Annotated in this window: 20 protein-coding genes; 15 read left to right on the top strand and 5 right to left on the bottom strand. The window is 68.7% G+C overall.

Going from position 1 to position 16,690, the window contains the following annotated elements; genetic code table 11:
* Positions 1 to 101 precede the first annotated feature (101 nt).
* From ACE3OK_RS09345 to ACE3OK_RS09355, 3 genes are read left to right on the top strand one after another with little or no spacing between them, the layout of a single operon-like run.
* Positions 102 to 680, top strand: coding sequence for an RNA polymerase sigma factor (locus ACE3OK_RS09345; RefSeq protein ID WP_374249327.1), 579 nt, complete (start codon positions 102 to 104; stop codon positions 678 to 680).
* Positions 677 to 1,075 carry a hypothetical protein gene (locus tag ACE3OK_RS09350; protein ID WP_374249264.1) on the top strand — a complete coding sequence of 133 codons (399 nt, stop codon included), beginning with the start codon at positions 677 to 679 and terminating at the stop codon, positions 1,073 to 1,075. The genes ACE3OK_RS09345 and ACE3OK_RS09350 overlap by 4 nt, the downstream gene beginning before the upstream one ends.
* A 6-nt stretch (positions 1,076 to 1,081) precedes the next feature.
* Complete coding sequence (locus ACE3OK_RS09355) at positions 1,082 to 1,531, top strand: DUF3106 domain-containing protein (protein WP_374249265.1); 450 nt, start codon at positions 1,082 to 1,084, stop codon at positions 1,529 to 1,531.
* A gap of 7 nt (positions 1,532 to 1,538) precedes the next feature.
* Here the strand turns inward: ACE3OK_RS09355 and ACE3OK_RS09360 are convergent, their stop codons facing one another.
* Entirely contained in the window at positions 1,539 to 2,627 is a 1,089-nt protein-coding gene (locus ACE3OK_RS09360; protein WP_374249266.1) for an NAD(P) transhydrogenase subunit alpha, read from the bottom strand.
* A gap of 74 nt (positions 2,628 to 2,701) precedes the next feature.
* Here ACE3OK_RS09360 and ACE3OK_RS09365 point away from each other — a divergent pair, with 74 nt between their 5' ends.
* The 3 genes from ACE3OK_RS09365 (at position 2,702) to ACE3OK_RS09375 (ending at position 4,866) form a co-directional block, all read left to right on the top strand.
* The gene (locus ACE3OK_RS09365; protein WP_374249267.1) at positions 2,702 to 3,277 is read left to right on the top strand and encodes a nitroreductase; all 576 of its coding nucleotides are present in this window, start codon (positions 2,702 to 2,704) and stop codon (positions 3,275 to 3,277) included.
* Positions 3,274 to 4,161 carry a 5'-3' exonuclease H3TH domain-containing protein gene (locus ACE3OK_RS09370; protein ID WP_374249268.1) on the top strand — a complete coding sequence of 296 codons (888 nt, stop codon included), beginning with the start codon at positions 3,274 to 3,276 and terminating at the stop codon, positions 4,159 to 4,161. Before ACE3OK_RS09365 ends, ACE3OK_RS09370 begins: the two co-directional genes overlap by 4 nt.
* A gap of 162 nt (positions 4,162 to 4,323) precedes the next feature.
* On the top strand, positions 4,324 to 4,866 hold the full coding sequence (locus ACE3OK_RS09375; RefSeq protein WP_374249269.1) for an NUDIX hydrolase: 543 nt from the start codon (positions 4,324 to 4,326) through the stop codon (positions 4,864 to 4,866).
* 15 nt (positions 4,867 to 4,881) lie between these two features.
* Here the strand turns inward: ACE3OK_RS09375 and pip are convergent, their stop codons facing one another.
* Both pip and prmC read right to left on the bottom strand, forming a co-directional pair.
* Complete coding sequence (pip, locus tag ACE3OK_RS09380; RefSeq protein WP_374249270.1) at positions 4,882 to 5,823, bottom strand: prolyl aminopeptidase; 942 nt, start codon at positions 5,821 to 5,823, stop codon at positions 4,882 to 4,884.
* Positions 5,824 to 5,893: 70 nt separating this feature from the next.
* On the bottom strand, positions 5,894 to 6,727 hold the full coding sequence (prmC, locus tag ACE3OK_RS09385) for a peptide chain release factor N(5)-glutamine methyltransferase (RefSeq protein WP_374249271.1): 834 nt from the start codon (positions 6,725 to 6,727) through the stop codon (positions 5,894 to 5,896).
* Positions 6,728 to 6,887: 160 nt separating this feature from the next.
* On the opposite strand from prmC, the gene ahpC reads away from it, so the two are divergent.
* From ahpC to ACE3OK_RS09415, 6 genes are all read left to right on the top strand, one after another.
* Complete coding sequence (ahpC, locus tag ACE3OK_RS09390; RefSeq protein WP_374249272.1) at positions 6,888 to 7,451, top strand: alkyl hydroperoxide reductase subunit C; 564 nt, start codon at positions 6,888 to 6,890, stop codon at positions 7,449 to 7,451.
* A 62-nt stretch (positions 7,452 to 7,513) separates the two neighbouring features.
* A complete protein-coding gene (gene ahpF / locus ACE3OK_RS09395; protein WP_374249273.1) occupies positions 7,514 to 9,091 on the top strand; it encodes an alkyl hydroperoxide reductase subunit F in 1,578 nt (525 codons plus the stop codon).
* Positions 9,088 to 9,993, top strand: coding sequence for a LysR substrate-binding domain-containing protein (locus tag ACE3OK_RS09400; protein WP_374249274.1), 906 nt, complete (start codon positions 9,088 to 9,090; stop codon positions 9,991 to 9,993). Before ahpF ends, ACE3OK_RS09400 begins: the two co-directional genes overlap by 4 nt.
* A gap of 12 nt (positions 9,994 to 10,005) precedes the next feature.
* A complete protein-coding gene (locus ACE3OK_RS09405; RefSeq protein WP_374249275.1) occupies positions 10,006 to 10,644 on the top strand; it encodes a hypothetical protein in 639 nt (212 codons plus the stop codon).
* A gap of 40 nt (positions 10,645 to 10,684) precedes the next feature.
* On the top strand, positions 10,685 to 11,665 hold the full coding sequence (locus tag ACE3OK_RS09410) for a CapA family protein (protein ID WP_374249276.1): 981 nt from the start codon (positions 10,685 to 10,687) through the stop codon (positions 11,663 to 11,665).
* The gene (locus tag ACE3OK_RS09415; protein WP_374249277.1) at positions 11,662 to 12,051 is read left to right on the top strand and encodes a hypothetical protein; all 390 of its coding nucleotides are present in this window, start codon (positions 11,662 to 11,664) and stop codon (positions 12,049 to 12,051) included. Before ACE3OK_RS09410 ends, ACE3OK_RS09415 begins: the two co-directional genes overlap by 4 nt.
* Before the next feature lie 7 nt (positions 12,052 to 12,058).
* On the opposite strand, the gene ACE3OK_RS09420 is transcribed toward ACE3OK_RS09415, so the two are convergent.
* Positions 12,059 to 12,976 (bottom strand): DMT family transporter, encoded by a 918-nt coding sequence (locus ACE3OK_RS09420; protein ID WP_374249278.1) that lies wholly within the window; start codon positions 12,974 to 12,976, stop codon positions 12,059 to 12,061.
* The gene (locus ACE3OK_RS09425) at positions 12,973 to 13,233 is read right to left on the bottom strand and encodes a DUF2007 domain-containing protein (RefSeq protein ID WP_374249279.1); all 261 of its coding nucleotides are present in this window, start codon (positions 13,231 to 13,233) and stop codon (positions 12,973 to 12,975) included. The genes ACE3OK_RS09420 and ACE3OK_RS09425 overlap by 4 nt, the downstream gene beginning before the upstream one ends.
* A gap of 80 nt (positions 13,234 to 13,313) precedes the next feature.
* Here ACE3OK_RS09425 and ACE3OK_RS09430 point away from each other — a divergent pair, with 80 nt between their 5' ends.
* Genes ACE3OK_RS09430 through rlmM form a run of 3 tightly spaced genes read left to right on the top strand, consistent with a single transcriptional unit; the run spans position 13,314 to position 16,675 of the window.
* The gene (locus ACE3OK_RS09430) at positions 13,314 to 15,062 is read left to right on the top strand and encodes a glutamine--tRNA ligase/YqeY domain fusion protein (RefSeq protein WP_374249280.1); all 1,749 of its coding nucleotides are present in this window, start codon (positions 13,314 to 13,316) and stop codon (positions 15,060 to 15,062) included.
* Positions 15,063 to 15,069: 7 nt separating this feature from the next.
* Positions 15,070 to 15,633: a nucleoside deaminase gene (locus tag ACE3OK_RS09435; RefSeq protein ID WP_374249328.1), complete on the top strand. Its 564-nt coding sequence runs from the start codon at positions 15,070 to 15,072 to the stop codon at positions 15,631 to 15,633.
* Positions 15,629 to 16,675 (top strand): 23S rRNA (cytidine(2498)-2'-O)-methyltransferase RlmM, encoded by a 1,047-nt coding sequence (rlmM, locus tag ACE3OK_RS09440; RefSeq protein WP_374249329.1) that lies wholly within the window; start codon positions 15,629 to 15,631, stop codon positions 16,673 to 16,675. The genes ACE3OK_RS09435 and rlmM overlap by 5 nt, the downstream gene beginning before the upstream one ends.
* Positions 16,676 to 16,690: the final 15 nt, after the last annotated feature.

Consider the following 16,690-nt stretch of genomic DNA (forward strand, 5'->3'; position numbering starts at 1 on the left):
ATTAACACGGCTTGCGCGCGGATGCCATGTCAACCAAGGCGTGTGCCATGCGTTTTCCGCATGACCATCCCCATTCCGTCCGGCACGAGGCCTGCAACCCCATGCTGCTGCTGTCCACCGCTAAGCTTGGCCCGGTGAACACCGGACCGCGCCCGCAGGAAGCCCGCCCGCCGGCCACGCTGGAGGAATTCCTGCGCGGCATCGAGGCCCGCGCCTTCCGCTTCGCCGAACTGGGCCTGCGCCAGCGCGAGGACGCACTGGACGCGGTGCAGGAGGCGATGCTGAAGATGCTGGGGTATCACGCGCACCCGGCATCGGAATGGGGCCCGCTGTTCTGGAGCATCCTGCGCAACAAGATCACCGACATGCAGCGGCGCAGCCTGTTCCGCTTGCGCTGGCTGCTGCCGGGCAGCACCGGCAAGGACGGCGAGCCCATGGACTGGGCCGACGACGCACCCGATCCATCGCGCAGCCACGACGGCCGCGAAGCCTGGCAGCAAATCAGCGCCGCCCTGCGCGCACTGCCGGCACGCCAACGCGAAGCCTTCACCCTGCGCGTGCTGGAAGAACTCGACGTGGCCGACACCGCCCGCGTCATGGGGTGCAGCGAAGGCTCGGTGAAAACGCACTTGTCGCGCGCGCGCGAGGCGCTGCAAAAACAACTGGAGGACTTCCGATGAACGGGAACCCGGACAATTTCGATACCCGCATCCGCAGCCACCATGCCGCCGCACTGGCGCATGTGTCGCCGCAGGTGCAGGCGCAACTGGTGCAACGCCGCAATGCCGCCCTGCGCGGCCAGCCGCAGCGCCGCAGCCACGGCCTGCGCTATGCCGCCGCCAGCTTCGCCACCCTGGGGGCCCTGGCCATCGGTCTGCGCCTGTATTCGCCGTCCACCACGCCGACGGCCGTACCGGCAACCGGCCACGCAGCGTTGGCGGCAACGGCACCCGCAGCGGCCGCTGCGCGTTCCGTCCCCGCTCCAGCCACGAGCAGCAACCCGATGCTGGAAGAAGACCCTTCGTTCTACGCCTGGCTGGGCACGTCCGACGTGCGCCAGCTGGCAATGGAGTAACCCCCCATGACCCACCGCATTCCCCCCGTCCTGGGTCTGCTGGCCCTGCTGGCGCGGGCCCCCTGCGCCCGGGCGCAGGACGCCAAACCCGCAGCGCCGCTTCCCGCATGGGAACAACTCACCCCGGCACAACGCGATCTGCTGATCGCCCCCGTGCGCGACCGCTGGAATCGCGAGCCCGAGCGCCGGCAGAAATTCATGGAATACGCAAAGCGCTGGAAGGACATGCCGCCGCCGGACCGCGACCACGCCCGCCAAGGCATGGAGCGCTGGGAGGGAATGACTCCGGAGCAACGCGACCAAGCCCGCGCCGTCTTCCACGCCGTGCGCGGACTGGACAAGGCGGCCCGCCACGACTTCATGGAGAAATGGCGGCAGATGGGCCCGCAACAGCGCGCCGACTGGGCCAAGGCGCATCCGGCCCCGCCGCAACCCAACGGGTCGCCGCCGCATTGAGCATGGCTCAGCCGGGTGCCCGCTCCGGCCACACCGTCTTTGCCAGCAATTCGTCATTCCAGTCGAAGTGCAGGGCACCGTCCTTCAACAGCAGGCTGACGAAGTTGAAGACGTTGCGGGCATACATTTCGCTGGCGTGCTGCGCCCCCATGGAGGCCAGGTTCAGCGGGCCGGCGATGACCACGCCGCCGCTTTCCACGTGCTCGCCGGGCCGGGTCAGTGCGCAGTTGCCGCCGGTTTCGGCAGCCAGATCCACGAGCACGCTGCCGGGCTTCATGCCGGCCACCATCTCGGCACTGATGATCTTGGGTGCGGGCCGGCCCGGTACGGCGGCGGTGCAGACCACCACGTCGATCCCCTTGAGATGGTCGGCCAGCCGCTGCTGTTGCAGCGCGCGCTCCTCGTCGGTCAGCGCACGCGCATAGCCGCCTTCGCCAGCGGCACTGACGCCGAGGTCGAGGAACTTGCCACCCAGCGACTCGATCTGCTCGCGGGTTTCCGGACGCACGTCGAAGCCTTCCACCGCCGCACCCAGCCGCTTGGCTGTTGCGATGGCTTGCAGGCCTGCCACGCCGGCCCCCACGACCAGCACTTTCGAAGGCCGGATGGTACCGGCGGCGGTGGTCAGCATCGGGAAGAACCGCGGCGCCAGCTGCGCGGCGATCAACACCGCCTTGTAGCCGGCCATGCCGGCCTGCGAGCTGAGCACGTCCATCGCCTGCGCGCGGGTGGTGCGCGGCAGTCGCTCCAGCGGGAAGGCCTGGAGGCCACGGGCAGCAATCGCCTCGCCACGCTGCGCATCGGCCTGCGGATGCAGGCTGCCCACCAGCACCGCGCCCTGTTTCAGCGCGGCGATGGCCGCATTCGACGGCGGCTGCACGCAGACCACCAGGTCGGCATCGGCCAGTGCATTTTCGTCCAGCTGCGCACCTGCAGCGGCATAGGCGGCATCGGGGAAGTACGCGCCCGCACCGATGCCCGGCTGGATGCGCACGGTGGCACCCAACGCCACCAGCTTCTTGCAGGTTTCCGGGCTCAACGCCACCCGCCGCTCACCGGTCGCCGTCTCGCGTGCCACGCCCACGATCACCGCCATCGCGCATTCCCCGTGTCGATTCGATCCCTGCATCCTACCGCTACCATGGCCACTCCCCGCAATGACGTTCGCTGATGTTGACCCTCCAAGCCCTGCTGACCCGCCATTCCACCCCCACCCGCCAATTGGCTGCACCCGGCCCCGGCGATGCGCAATTGCTGGCAATGCTGCAAACCGCGGTGCACGTGCCCGACCACGGCAAGCGGGTGCCGTTTCGTTTCCTGCGCATCGCCGGCGATGCCCGCCAGCGGCTGGCCGATGCCGCCGAGGCCCGGTTGCGGGTGCTGGAGCCGGCCACCGGCGATGCCGTGATGGAGAAACTGCGCATCCGGTTCACCCTGCCCCCGGTCACCATCGCGGTCATTGCCAAGCTGGGCGATGACGAAAAAATCCCGGCGTCCGAGCGTTTCTCCAGTGCCTGCTGCGTGGCATTCCAGTTGCTGCTGGCCGCCCAGGCGGAAGGCTTCGGTGCGCAATGGTTGACCGGCTGGCCGGCCCATGACCGCGGGTTCCTTGAACACACGCTGGGGCTGACCAGCGACGAACAGCTGGTGGGCACGATTGCCATCGGCACCGCCACGCTGGCGGTGCCGGAGCGCGAGCGCCCGCAGGCAGGGGCATTGCTGGCGGATTGGCCGCCGACGCCATGACCGCACCCACCCTGCACCTGGTCGATGCCTCGCTGTACGTGTTCCGCGCCTGGCATTCGATGCCGGACGAATTCCACGACGCCGACGGCTGGCCCACCAACGCGGTCCACGGCTTCGCGCGCTTCCTGCTGGAACTTCTGGAACGCGAGCGCCCGCAGCACATCGCCATCGCCTTCGACGAGGCGCTGGACTCCTGCTTCCGCAACGCGCTGTATCCGGCCTACAAGGCCAACCGCGACCCCGCGCCGCCCGAACTCAAGCGCCAGTTCGCATGGTGCAAGGCGCTGTGCCAGGCACTGGGGCTGGCCACGCTGGCGCACGGCGATTACGAAGCCGACGACCTGATCGGCAGCGCGGCGCACCGCGCGCGGGGCCAGGGCTTCCGCAGCGTCATCGTGTCCGCCGACAAGGACCTCTCGCAGTTGCTGCAAACCCTCGACGAGCAGTACGACTACGCCAAACGCGAGCGCTGGGGCGCCGACGGCGTGAAGGCACGCCACGGCGTGCACGCGCATCAAATCGCCGACTATCTGGCGTTGACCGGCGATGCGGTGGACAACATCCCCGGCGTCACCGGCATCGGCCCGAAATCGGCGGCGGTGCTGCTGGCCCACTTCGGCACCCTGGATGCGCTGCTGGCCCGCATCGACGAGGTGCCCTACTTGCGCCTGCGCGGTGCCGCCACGCTGGCCACGCGCCTGCGCGAACAACGCGACGCCGCCCTGCTGTGGCGGCAGCTCACCACCATCGCGCTGGATGCACCGCTCCCGGAAGGCGATTTCCGCCGCCGCCCGGGCGATGCCGACGAATTGGCCGCGCTCGCCGAATGGGTGAACTTCGGGCCAATGACGCGCAAGCGGCTGGCCGACGCGGCGGGTTCATAGCCTGGCAATGGCGCCAGCCGGCGGGGGCACGTTCGCCGCTTGGGCTACGCATCCAGCTCCGATGCGCGGCCGCGCGCCATCCATGGCGCGCTCGAACGTACCCCTGCCGGCTGGCGCCATTGCTTCGATTTTCCTGATATGCGTCTGCGTTAGCATCGGCGCATGACCAACCTCAAACAGACCCTGTACGAAGGCCAGTGGCTGCGGCTGGTGAAGATCGGCCATTGGGAATCCTGCGAACGTACCCACGGCCAGGGCATGGCGGTGATCGTGATCGCGGTGACGCCGGCGGACGAGGTGCTGTTCGTCGAGCAATACCGCATCCCGCTGGGTGCACGCACCATCGAGATGCCGGCCGGACTGGTGGGCGACGACCACGCGCAGGACACCCTGATCGACGCCGCGCGCCGCGAGTTGATCGAGGAAACCGGCTGGTCGCCCGGCAAGGTGGAGGTGCTGCTCACCGGCCCCACCAGCTCCGGCATGAGCAACGAACGCATCGCCTTCGTGCGCGCCCGCGCGCTGACGCGCGTCGGCGCAGGCGGCGGCGTGGACGACGAAGACATCACCGTCCACGCGGTGCCGCGCGCACAGGCACCGGCGTGGCTGATGCAGAAGCAGGCCGAAGGCTTCGAACTGGATCTCAAGCTGTGGGCCGGGCTGTGGATGATCGACCACAACCCGGATGGCTCGCCGGCGGAATGAGCCGCGGGCCGGGAATCAGGCGAAGCGGTCGGATGCCCGCACCAGCGCATCCACGTTCTCCGCCTCGAAGGCGGAGTGGCCCGAGGTCGGGCTGACCATCAGCTCGGACGCCGGCCAGGCGGCGTGCAGGTCGAATGCATTCTGGACGGGGCAGACCACGTCGTAGCGGCCATGCACGATCACGCCGGGGATGTCGGCAATCTTGTGCGCGTCACGCAACAACTGGTCTTCCACCTCGAAAAAGCCGCCATTCACGAAGTAATGGTTTTCGATTCGCGCAAACGCCAGCGCGAACTCGGCATCGCCATGCGTGTCGGCGTAGTCCGCGGGAATCCGCAAATAACTGGTTCCCCCCTCCCAGATGCTCCAAGCCCGCGCCGCGTCCAGCCGCACCTGCGCATCTTCCGATGTCAGGCGGCGGTGATAGGCGGCGATCAGGTCGCCTCGCTCCGCTGCGGGGATCGCATCGAGATAGTGCTGCCACGCATCCGGGAACAGGCGTGACGCGCCTTCCTGATAGAACCATTCCAGCTCCCAGCGGCGCAGCATGAAAATGCCGCGCAGCACCAGCTCGGTGACCCGCTGCGGGTGGGCCTCGGCATAGGCCAGTGCCAAAGTGGAACCCCAGCTGCCACCCCAGACTTGCCAGCGCTCGATGCCCAGATGCCCGCGCAGCGTCTCGATGTCGGCCACGAGGTCCCATGTGGTGTTGTCCACCAAATCCGCATGCGGCGTGCTGCGGCCGGCTCCGCGTTGGTCGAACAGGATGATGCGGTACTTGGCCGGGTCATGGAAACGCCGCATGTTGGCGGTGCAGCCACCGCCCGGCCCCCCATGCAGCAACACCACCGGCTTGCCTTCGGGGTTGCCGCACTGCTCCCAGTACAGGGTGTGGCGGTCATCCACCTGCAAAGTGCCGGTCTGGTAGGGCGTGATTTCGGGGTACAACGTGCGCATGGCGGACATCCGTGCGATGTGGGAACACGCATTGTAGAGCGGAGCCTGCACCGCCGGCCCGCGCAGCGTTCTACGGACGACGCCCAAGGGTGATGCGCTCGCGGCCTTCGAGGTCACGCGCGGTGGCGGCATCGACGAAGCCGGCTTCCACCAGCAGCGCGCGCACCGCATCGCCCTGCTCCCAACCATGCTCCAGCAGCAGCCAGCCACCGGGGCACAGGCAGGCAGGCGCATCGCGCACGATGGTGCGAATGGCGTCCAGGCCGTCGGCACCACTGGACAATGCCGCCGCCGGCTCGAAACGCAAATCACCCTGGCTCAGATGCGGGTCGCCCTCGGCGATGTAGGGCGGGTTGCTGGCGATCAGGCCGAACACCTCGCCGGCCAGCGGTTGCAGCCAGCTTCCGCAGCGGAATTCAACGTTGCCCACGTGGTTGCGGCGGGCATTGGCACGCGCCACGTCCAACGCCTCCGGGCTGGCATCGGTGGCCACCACCTGCACCTGCGGGCGCTCCTTGGCCAAGGCCAGCGCGATGGCACCGCTGCCGGTGCCGAGGTCGGCGATGCGCAATGGTTGCCCCGCCGGCAGCCGTGCCAACGCCTGCTCCACCAGCAATTCGGTGTCCGGGCGCGGGATCAGGGTGGCGGGCCCGACCGCCAGGTCCAGTGTCCAGAAGCCGCGGCTGCCCACCAGGTAGGCCACCGGCTCACCCGCCTCGCGGCGGGCCAGCAAGGCCTCGAAGCACGCGGCGGCGGCGGCATCCACCGTGTCCGTGGCATGCGCGAACAGCCAGCTGCGCGACTTGCCCAGCGCGTGCGCCAGCAGCAGGTCGGCGTCGACGGGGTCGATCCGGGTACGGGCGCGGGCCGCCAAGGCGGCAACGGTGACGGCGGGGATTGGCATGGCGGGATGGTAGGCGTCGGTTTGCATTCCGCCAAACACGCCCTATCTCAATAGCTGGTTACTATCGATAGTATTTTTACAATCAATTTCCAGTATCCATTATCCCGACCTATGCTGGCCCCGTTCCAACCCCACCCGCATCTCTTCAGGAGGAAACCCCGTGTCCCTCATCAATACCCAGGTCCAACCGTTCAAGGCCAACGCATTCCACAACGGCAAGTTCATCGAAGTCACCGACGCCAGCCTGAAAGGCAAGTGGTCGGTGGTGATCTTCATGCCGGCCGCCTTCACCTTCAATTGCCCCACCGAAATCGAAGACGCCGCCGAGCATTACGCCGAATTCCAGAAGGCCGGCGCCGAGGTCTACATCGTCACCACCGATACCCATTTCAGCCACAAGGTGTGGCACGAAACCTCCCCGGCGGTGGGCAAGGCGCAGTTCCCGCTGGTCGGTGACCCCACCCACCAGCTGACCCGCGCCTTCGGCGTGCACATCGACGAGGAAGGCCTGGCCCTGCGCGGCACCTTCGTGATCAACCCCGACGGCGTGATCAAGACGATGGAAGTGCACGACAACGCGATTGCGCGTGACGTGTCGGAAACCGTGCGCAAGTTGCAGGCCGCGCAATACGTGGCCAACCACAGCGGCGAAGTGTGCCCCGCGAAGTGGAAGGAAGGCGCCAAGACCATCGCGCCGTCGCTGGACCTGGTCGGCAAGATCTGAGTTCCACCCTCCCCCCTCCCCCTCTCCCGCTTGCGGGAGAGGGGCCATGCCAGGAGTCCCCCATGTTGGATGCCACCCTCAAGACCCAGCTCGCCGCCTATCTGGAGAAGTTGCAGCAGCCGATCGAACTGGTCGCCTCGCTGGATGACTCCGAGGCCGCGCGCGAACTCGACGCACTGCTGGGCGAAATCGCCGCGCTGTCGCCGAAGATCACCCGCGCCAGCGGCGATGCTGCGCGCAAGCCCTCGTTCCTGATCCGCCGCGCCGGCAGCGACACCGCGGTGGCCTTCGCCGGGATTCCACTGGGCCATGAATTCACCTCGCTGGTGCTGGCCCTGCTGCAAGTGGGCGGCCACCCGGTGAAGATCGATGACGCGCTGGCCGCGCAGGTGCGCGCACTCGATGGCGATTTCGCTTTCGAAACCTACATGTCGCTGCACTGCCAAAGCTGCCCGGACACGGTGCAGGCGCTGAACGCGATGAGCGTGCTCAATCCACGCATCCGCCACATCGCCATCGACGGCGCGCTGTTCCAGTCCGAAGTGGAGGCCCGCGGGGTGATGTCGGTGCCGGCCGTGTATCTGAACGGAGCACCGTTCGACGGCGGTCGCATGAGCATCGAGCAGATCCTTGCCAAACTGGACACCGGCACCGCGGCGCGGGCGGCACAAGCGTTGAACGCGCGCGCCCCGTATGACGTGCTGATCGTCGGCGGCGGTCCGGCCGGCGCGGCGGCGGCGATCTACGCCGCACGCAAGGGCATCCGCACCGGCCTGCTGGCCGAGCGCTTCGGCGGCCAGGTGCTGGACACGCTGGCGATCGAAAACCTGCCATCCGTTGAATACACCGAAGGCCCGCGACTGGCCGCCCAGCTGGAAGCGCACGTACGCAGCTACGGCGTCGATGTCATCACCGCGCAACGCGCCACCGCACTGCACCCGGCGGCGCAGGAAGGCGGCATGGCCGCGCTGCAACTCGAAAGCGGCGCGATGCTGCACGCCAGAACCGTGATCCTCGCTCCCGGCGCACGCTGGCGCACCACCGGCGTGCCCGGCGAAGACGAACATCGCAACAAGGGCGTGGCGTTCTGCCCGCACTGCGATGGCCCGCTGTTCAAGGGCAAGCCGGTGGCGGTGATCGGCGGCGGCAACTCCGGCGTGGAAGCGGCAATCGACCTGGCCGGCATCGCCTCGCACGTCACCGTACTGGAGTTCGACGCCAGGCTGCGCGCCGACGACGTGCTGCAACGCAAACTGCGCAGCCTGCCCAACGTCGAAGTGCACGTGAACGCACTCACCACCGCGATGCGCGGCGACGGCAGCAAGCTGCACGCGCTGGACTACACCGACCGCAGCAGTGGCGAAGCCCGCAGCGTGCCACTGGCGGGCGTGTTCGTGCAGATCGGCTTGATGCCCAACACCGAATGGCTGAAGGGCGCGCTGGAACTCACCCCGCGCGGCGAAATCGTGACCGACCCGCGCGGCCAGACCAGCCTGCCCGGCGTGTTCGCCGCCGGCGACGCCACCACCCAGGCCTACAAGCAGATCGCCATCGCGATGGGGGCCGGCTCCACCGCCGCGCTGTCGGCGTTCGATTTCCTGATCCGCCATTCGGCCCCCGTCGAGGCCAAGGCCGCATGAACCTGCGTGACCTCAAATATCTGGTCGCCCTTGCCGACCTGCGCCATTTCGGCAAGGCGGCCGAAGCCTGCTTCGTCAGCCAGCCCACGCTGTCCACCCAGATCATGAAGCTCGAGGAGGAGCTGGGTGTAGCCCTGTTCGAACGCGCCCCGCGCAAGGTGATGCTGACCGCCGTCGGGCAGGACGTGGTGCAGCGCACACGCCGCATCCTGGCCGACGTGGAGGACATGAAGGAGGCCGCGCTCCGCAGCCGCGACCCGGCATCGGGCACGCTGCGGCTGGGCGTGTTCCCCACCCTGGCGCCATACCTGTTGCCGCATGTGGTCCCGGCCCTGCGCCAGCAGTTCCCGCAACTGGAACTGTTGCTGGTGGAGGAAAAAAGCGACGTGCTGCTGCAACGTCTGCACGAAGGCAAGCTGGATGCCGCCCTGCTGGCGCTGCCGATCCACGACGAGCAGTTGCATGCGCAGCCGTTGTTCGAGGAGCCCTTCCTGCTGGCAGCGCCCGCCGGCCACCCGCTGGCGCAGAAGAAGGTGCTCTCCGGCAGCGATCTCGACCACGAAACCCTGCTGCTGCTGGAAGACGGCCACTGCCTGCGCGATCAGGCGCTGGATGTGTGCCGCCTGTCCGGGGCACAGGAAAAATCCGGCTTCCGCGCCACCAGCCTGGAAACCCTGCGGCAGATGGTGGCCGCCGGCGTGGGCGTGACCTTGCTGCCGCAACTGGCCACCCACCCGTCCATCGCCCAGCCTGCGGGCATGGTGCTGGTGCCTTTCCACAGCCCCGCGCCCAGCCGCCGGATCGCGCTGGCATGGCGCAAATCCTCCGCCCGGGACAGCTTCCTCACCGCCATGGCCGCTGTGCTGGCCGAGTGCGCGCAGGCACAATTGGCCACCCCCTGATCCTGGAGTCCCATGCGCGGACACGGTGGCATCGTGCTGGCCTGTGCCGCCTGCCTGCTGCTGGCCTGGTGGCTGGCGCATCCACGCAGCACCCTGCCCACGCCTGCGCCGGGCCACGTGGCGGCCTGCCCGCTGCCACCGCGCGTACCGGCCGGCGCGCCACCGTTGCAGACCACCGTGCCCGCCGGCCTGGCGCTGCCCGCCATCGCCGACGCCACGCTGACGCCGCTGGCCGGCTTCAGCGTGACCGCGCGGGTACTGGGACGCGAAAACTACCGGTTCGATGCCGGCGCCACGTATTCGCCGATGGATCTGGCGCTGGGCTGGGGGCGGATGAACGACGATACGGTACTGTCGCGCCTGTCGATCAGCCAGGGCGGCCGCTGGTACCGCTACCGCTGGCAGCAGCAACCGCCGATTCCGGTGGACGAAATCGTGCGCAGCAGCGCCAACATGCACATGCTGCCGGCCGATGCCGACGTTGCCCGCGCGCTCGATCGCGTGCATGCGGGCGACCACGTGCGCATCGATGGCTGGCTGGTGCGCATCGACGCCCGCGACGGCTGGCACTGGGTCAGCTCGTTGCGCCGCGACGACAGCGGCGACGGGGCCTGCGAACTGGTGTTCGTCTGCGCGGTGGAGTCACCCTGAGCGGCGCGCAGGCCGCTTGCGAATGCGCCATGATGCGCCGATGAAACGCCTGCTGCCCCTGTTGCTGTGCCCCGCGCTGGCCGCCGCCGCGCCGGCCACCCCGCCCACGCGCGAAGTCTCGCTGGCCTTCGTCGGCGATGTCATGGTGGCCGAACGCCCCGGCGAGCTGATCGCCGCCGGAACCGACCCATTGGCCCCGTTCCAGCCGCTGCTGGACCGCCACGACCTGCGCATCGGCAATCTGGAGTGCGTGGTGGCCACCGGCGGCAACGCGCTGGCCAAGCCGTTCACCTTCCGCGCCAGCCCGCAGGTCCTGCCGGTGCTCAAGCGCCATTTCGACGCGCTGTCGCTGGCCAACAACCATTCCGGCGATTTCGGCAAGGCCGCCTTCGCCGAGCAATTGGGCCTGATGCGTGCCGCGCAACTGCCGTACTTCGGCGGCGGCCACGATCTGGCCGAAGCGCACGCGCCACTGATCCTGGAGCGCAACGGCCTGCGCATCGCCTTGCTGGCCTACGTGGAATTCAAGCCGCGCGCGTTCGAGGCCGGCGCCGGCACGCCCGGCGTGGCCTGGAGTGGCGAGGACGAGCAGGTGCTGCAGGACGTGATCGACGCCCGTCGCGTCCACCACGCCGACATCGTGATCCCGTTCATGCACTGGGGCTGGGAAGAAGAGCCGCAACCCAGCCCGCGCCTGCGCGCGTTTGCAAGACGCCTGATCGATGCCGGTGCCGACATGGTGGTGGGCGGGCATCCGCACGTCACCCAGGGTGCCGACATCTACAAGGGCAAGCCGATCATCTACAGCCTCGGCAACTTCCTGTTCAACAGCTTCGAGACCGAGGCCACCACCACCGGCTGGGTACTCTCGGCCGACATCGGCGCGGACGGCGTGCGCAGTTGGCGCACCTACGTGGCGCGGCTGGACAAGGACGGCGTGCCGCATCCCGCCTTCGCCGCCAGCAGCCCCTGCGGCCGCGCCGGCGACACCATCGTTCGCCAATGCACGGGGGCCCCATGAACCTGCACCATTCCGCCGCCGTGGCGGCCCTGCTGTGCATGGCCAGCGCCGCCCACGCCGACACCGCGCGCTGCCACGTCATCTACGGCGGCGAGGAATGGGTCGTCGACGCGCAGCCCACCGCGCAGCCCTACCGCGTGGCCAGCCGCAAGATCGGCCGTTATTTCGAATTCAAGCTGGTGTACGCCGATCTTCCGGATCAGGGCAAATTCGTGCGCACCTATGCTTATGGCACCAGCGGTGACACCCCGGTACTGATCCAGCAGGCCAGCTACCGCCCCCTGTTCGACCCGCGCGCCGACGGCTGGGGTTTCACCGGTTTCCAGTACGTCTACGAACCCAGCAAGGGCAGCGAGTTGCAGTACTGGTGCCAGTGGCTGCCGTGAGGACGGCTCAGGCCTCCTGCGCGGCATGGTCCTGCCGGCTTTTCATCCCGGCCACGAAGATCCCGGCCAGGCTGACCGCCAGCCCCGCCCACTGCCGCGGCGAGATGCTGATGTCGAGGAACACCACGTCGAGCAGGTAGGCCACGATCGGCTGCGCCAGCAGCAGCAGGCCGGCCAGCGCCACCGGCAGCACGCCCATCGCGCGCGAGATCAGCACCCAGCTCAGGCAGTGGCCGACCGCCGCCAGCGCCAGCAGCACGCCCCAGCTGCGCCACGACGGCGGCGCGAACGCCTCGCCCTCGGCCCAGCCGATCAACCCCAGGCACAGCGCGCTGCCGAACGCGGCGTAGCACAGCACCTGCTCCACCGGCACCCGCGCGCGGCCAATGCCGGCCTCCGCCTGCGAACGCTTGATGCCGACGTTGTAGGCGGCGTAGCACACGCCCGCGCCCAGCCCCAGCCACACCCCCCAGCGGTACTGCGCCGGCAAGGTGGCCCAGTCGGCGCCCAGCAGCAGCCACAGGCCGAAGAACGCCAGCAGCACGCCGGCGACGAAGCGCGCGTGCAGCCGCTCGCCGAACAGCAGCACCCCAGCGATGGCCATGAAGAACACCTGCGCATTGGCCAGCAGGGTGGACAGCCCCGGCCCCACCAGCAGGATGCTCTTGTGCCACATCCACAGGTCGACCGCGAAGGCGACCACCGGCACCACCAGCCACCGCCACGCCTTGCGCGGCAGTGGCTGCCAGCCGTGGCGCGCGCTCACCAGCGCGGCCAGCAGCACGCCCGCCAGCAGCATCCGCCAGAACGCCACCACGGTCGGCGGCATCGCCGCCAGCCGCACCATCAGGCCGTTGCTGCCGATGATGGCGGCCCCCAGCAGCAATTCCAGGCCGGCCGCGCGCTGCGGATGCACGGCACTCATGCGGGCTGCGCACCGGCACATTCTTCATCGTCGTCGGCCAGCGCCTGCTCGCCCAGATGCAGTGCCAGCACCACATCGCGGGCCTGCGGCCAGGCGGCGTCGGGCACCATCACCCCCACCAGCCCGAACACACCCAGCTCGCCGATCCCGCCGGTCAGCGCCTCGCCACGCACGAATGCGGGAATGCCCTCGGCTTCCAGTGCCTGCTTCACCAGATGGGCATCGATCAGGTTTCCGGCTTGATAGACATCGCGCATGGCGCGCAGATTACGCCGCTTCGGCCCATCCGGGCAGGCTCGGCTAAACTTGCAGGCTACCCACGCCGCGCCAGACTCCCGTGTCCTCAGACCAGCCCACGCCCGCCGCCGACGCCCCCGTCCGCACCGACTTCATCCGCCAGATCGTCAAGGACGACCTCGCCTCCGGCAAGCACAGCGCGATCAAGACGCGCTTCCCGCCGGAACCCAACGGTTACCTGCACATCGGCCACGCCAAGGCGATCTGCCTGGACTTCGGCGTCGCGCAGGAGTTCGGCGGCGTCTGCAACCTGCGCCTGGACGACACCAATCCGGCGCGCGAAGACCCCGAATACGTGCGCGCCATCCAGGACGACGTGCGCTGGCTGGGCTTCGACTGGCACAGCCTGCGCCATGCCTCGGACTACTTCGGCGTGTACTACCTCGCCGCCGAGAAGCTGATCCGCGACGGCAAGGCCTTCGTCTGCGACCTGTCCGCCGAACAGGTGCGCGAATACCGCGGCAGCCTGGTCGAGCCGGGCCGCAATTCGCCGTTCCGCGAACGCAGCGTCGAGGAGAACCTGGACCTGTTCCGGCGCATGCGCGCGGGCGAGTTCCCGGACGGTGCGCGCACCCTGCGCGCGAAGATCGACATGGCCAGTGGCAACATCAACCTGCGCGACCCGGCGCTGTACCGGATCAAGCACGTGGAGCACCAGAACACCGGCAACGAATGGCCGATCTACCCGATGTACGACTTCGCCCACGCGCTGGGCGATGCCGTCGAGGGCATCACCCATTCGCTGTGCACGCTGGAGTTCGAGGATCATCGCCCGCTGTATGACTGGTGCGTGGACCACGTGGACCTGGCCGGCCACCCCGAGCTGCTGGAGCCGCTGCTGGCCAAGGGCCTGCCGAAGGAAGCCGGCAAGCCCCGCCAGATCGAATTCTCGCGGCTGAACTTCAACTACCTGGTGATGAGCAAGCGCAAGCTGATGGCGCTGGTCACCGACAGGCTGGTGGATGGCTGGGACGACCCGCGCATGCCCACCCTGCAGGGCATCCGCCGCCGCGGCTACACGCCGTCCGCGCTGAAGCTGATGGTGGAGCGCGTGGGCATCAGCAAGCAGAACTCGCTGCTGGACATCTCCATCCTCGAAGGCGCGCTGCGCGACGACCTCGATGCGCACGCGCCGCGGCGGATGGCGGTGATCGATCCGCTGAAGGTCGTGCTGACCAACCTCGACGCCGGCCATGAGGAGACGTTGACGTTCCCCAACCACCCGAAGGACGCGGCGCTGGGCGAGCGCGGCATCCCGTTCTCGCGCGAGCTGTGGATCGAGCGCGAGGACTTCGAGGAAGTGCCGCCGAAGGGTTTCAAGCGCCTCACCCTGGGCGGCGAAGTGCGCCTGCGCGGGGCCGGCATCGTCCGCTGCGATGAGGCCATCAAGGACGCCGATGGCCACGTGGTGGAACTGCGCTGCACGCTGGACCCGGAATCGCGTCCCGGCATGGAAGGCGCCAACCGCAAGGTCAAGGGCACCATCCACTGGGTCAGCGCGAAGCACGCGGTGGCGGCGGAAGTGCGCCTGTACGATCGCCTGTTCACCGTCGCCGATCCCGACAATGAAGAGAGCAGCGGCAAGACCTACGTCGATTACCTCAACCCCGATTCGCGCAAGGTGGTGACGGGTTACGTGGAGCCGGCGGCGGCGCAGGCGGCAAACGAGCAGGGGTTCCAGTTCGAGCGGCTGGGCTACTTCGTCGCCGACCGCTACGACCACAAGGCCGACGCGCCGGTGTTCAACCGCAGCGTGACCCTGCGCGACACCTGGGCGCAGAAGGCCTGACATGGCGATGCCGCTTCCCGCGCAGCTGCATATCACCCTGCCCATCTGGGTGCTGGAGCTGGACGTGGCCGGCCGCGACTTCTCCAGCGACGAAGCCAAGGTCGCCTTCGCCATCGAGCTGTCGAAATACAACGTCGAACGCCAGAGCGGCGGCCCGTTCGGCGCGGCGGTGTTCAGCCCGCAGCACCAGCTGATCGCGGTGGGCGTGAACCGGGTGGTGCGCCAGAGCTGCTCGCTGGCGCATGCGGAAACCATGGCCTACATGCTGGCGCAGCAGCGCCTGCAGCAGTTCCGCCTCAACGAACTCGGCGGCCCGGTCACCCTGGCCACCTCCGCGCAACCCTGCTGCCAGTGCTACGGCGCCACCATGTGGGCCGGCATCGACCGCCTGCTGATCGGTGCCCGCGCCGAGGACGTGGAAGCACTGACCGCCTTCGACGAAGGCCCGCTGCCGGCGGACTGGGTGGGCGAACTCCACAAGCGCGGGATCGAGGTGGTGCGCGACGTGCAGCGCGACGCCGCCTGCGCGGTGCTGAGGACCTACGGCGAACTGGGTGGACCGAATTATTGACGCGTTGCTGTGCTACTGCCGCCAGGGCTTCGAACCGGAGCTGGCCGGCGAACTGACCGAACGCGCCGCGCAGGCCGGCATCGCCGGCTACGCGCGCACCGAGCGCGACAGCGGCTACGTGGTGTTTTTCTGCGAAGACGGCGAAGCGCTGGATCGTGCGCTGCCGTTCGCACAATTGATCTTCGCGCGACAGAAGCTGCGCCTGCTGGCCGAACTGAGCGGGCTGGACCCGAGCGACCGCATCGCGCCGATGCTGGCAGCGCTGCAGGGCGGGCCGCGCTTCGGCGAGCTGGTCATGGAGCACCCCGATTCCGACGCCGGCAAGCCGCTGGCCGGCCTGGCGCGCAGCCTGGGCAACGCGCTGCGGCCGGCGCTGCGCAAGGCCAACCTGCTGACCCAGCAGGACAGCCGCCGGTTGCCGCGCCTGCATGTGTTCCTGGTGGCCGGGGATCATGCGTTCCTCGCCACCAGCCTGCCCGCCGACAGCGCACCGTGGCCGCTGGGCGTGCCGCGGCTGCGGATGCACAAGGACGCCCCGTCGCGCTCCGCGCTGAAGCTGGAGGAAGCGCTGCTGGTGCTGCTCACCGACGACGAACGCACGCGCCTGCTGAAGGAAGGCATGGTGGCCGCCGACCTGGGCGCGGCACCCGGCGGCTGGACGTGGGTGCTGACCCGCCACCGCCTGCGGGTGTCGGCCATCGACAACGGCCCGCTGCGCCAGCACGTACTGGACACCGGCATGGTGCAGCACCTGCGCGCCGACGGCTTTTCCTGGCAGCCGCCGCAGCCACTGGACTGGATGGTCTGCGACATGGTGGAACAGCCGCGCCGGGTGGCCGAGCGGATGGCGACCTGGTTCCGCGAAGGCTGGTGCCGGCACGCGATCTTCAACCTGAAATTGCCGATGAAGAAGCGCTGGCAGGAAACCCGGCTGTGCCTGGACCTGTTCGCGCAGCAGGCCGGCAAGCCGCTGACCATCCGTGCCAGGCAGCTCTACCACGACCGCGAGGAAATCACGGTCTTCGCCACCTCACGCACGTAGATACCGCCCACACGG

This window comes from Thermomonas sp., assembly GCF_041905325.1.
GTDB lineage: Bacteria > Pseudomonadota > Gammaproteobacteria > Xanthomonadales > Xanthomonadaceae > Thermomonas.

What these genes read in the sequence shown, in the direction of transcription:
- ACE3OK_RS09345 (WP_374249327.1), top strand. Translation starts at nt 102, where the DNA reads ATGCTGCTGCTGTCCACCGCTAAGCTTGGCCCGGTGAACACCGGACCG.
- ACE3OK_RS09350 (WP_374249264.1), top strand. Translation starts at nt 677, where the DNA reads ATGAACGGGAACCCGGACAATTTCGATACCCGCATCCGCAGCCACCAT.
- ACE3OK_RS09355 (WP_374249265.1), top strand. Translation starts at nt 1,082, where the DNA reads ATGACCCACCGCATTCCCCCCGTCCTGGGTCTGCTGGCCCTGCTGGCG.
- ACE3OK_RS09360 (WP_374249266.1), bottom strand. Translation starts at nt 2,627, where the DNA reads ATGGCGGTGATCGTGGGCGTGGCACGCGAGACGGCGACCGGTGAGCGG.
- ACE3OK_RS09365 (WP_374249267.1), top strand. Translation starts at nt 2,702, where the DNA reads ATGTTGACCCTCCAAGCCCTGCTGACCCGCCATTCCACCCCCACCCGC.
- ACE3OK_RS09370 (WP_374249268.1), top strand. Translation starts at nt 3,274, where the DNA reads ATGACCGCACCCACCCTGCACCTGGTCGATGCCTCGCTGTACGTGTTC.
- ACE3OK_RS09375 (WP_374249269.1), top strand. Translation starts at nt 4,324, where the DNA reads ATGACCAACCTCAAACAGACCCTGTACGAAGGCCAGTGGCTGCGGCTG.
- pip (WP_374249270.1), bottom strand. Translation starts at nt 5,823, where the DNA reads ATGCGCACGTTGTACCCCGAAATCACGCCCTACCAGACCGGCACTTTG.
- prmC (WP_374249271.1), bottom strand. Translation starts at nt 6,727, where the DNA reads ATGCCAATCCCCGCCGTCACCGTTGCCGCCTTGGCGGCCCGCGCCCGT.
- ahpF (WP_374249273.1), top strand. Translation starts at nt 7,514, where the DNA reads ATGTTGGATGCCACCCTCAAGACCCAGCTCGCCGCCTATCTGGAGAAG.
- ACE3OK_RS09400 (WP_374249274.1), top strand. Translation starts at nt 9,088, where the DNA reads ATGAACCTGCGTGACCTCAAATATCTGGTCGCCCTTGCCGACCTGCGC.
- ACE3OK_RS09405 (WP_374249275.1), top strand. Translation starts at nt 10,006, where the DNA reads ATGCGCGGACACGGTGGCATCGTGCTGGCCTGTGCCGCCTGCCTGCTG.
- ACE3OK_RS09410 (WP_374249276.1), top strand. Translation starts at nt 10,685, where the DNA reads ATGAAACGCCTGCTGCCCCTGTTGCTGTGCCCCGCGCTGGCCGCCGCC.
- ACE3OK_RS09415 (WP_374249277.1), top strand. Translation starts at nt 11,662, where the DNA reads ATGAACCTGCACCATTCCGCCGCCGTGGCGGCCCTGCTGTGCATGGCC.
- ACE3OK_RS09420 (WP_374249278.1), bottom strand. Translation starts at nt 12,976, where the DNA reads ATGAGTGCCGTGCATCCGCAGCGCGCGGCCGGCCTGGAATTGCTGCTG.
- ACE3OK_RS09425 (WP_374249279.1), bottom strand. Translation starts at nt 13,233, where the DNA reads ATGCGCGATGTCTATCAAGCCGGAAACCTGATCGATGCCCATCTGGTG.
- ACE3OK_RS09435 (WP_374249328.1), top strand. Translation starts at nt 15,070, where the DNA reads ATGCCGCTTCCCGCGCAGCTGCATATCACCCTGCCCATCTGGGTGCTG.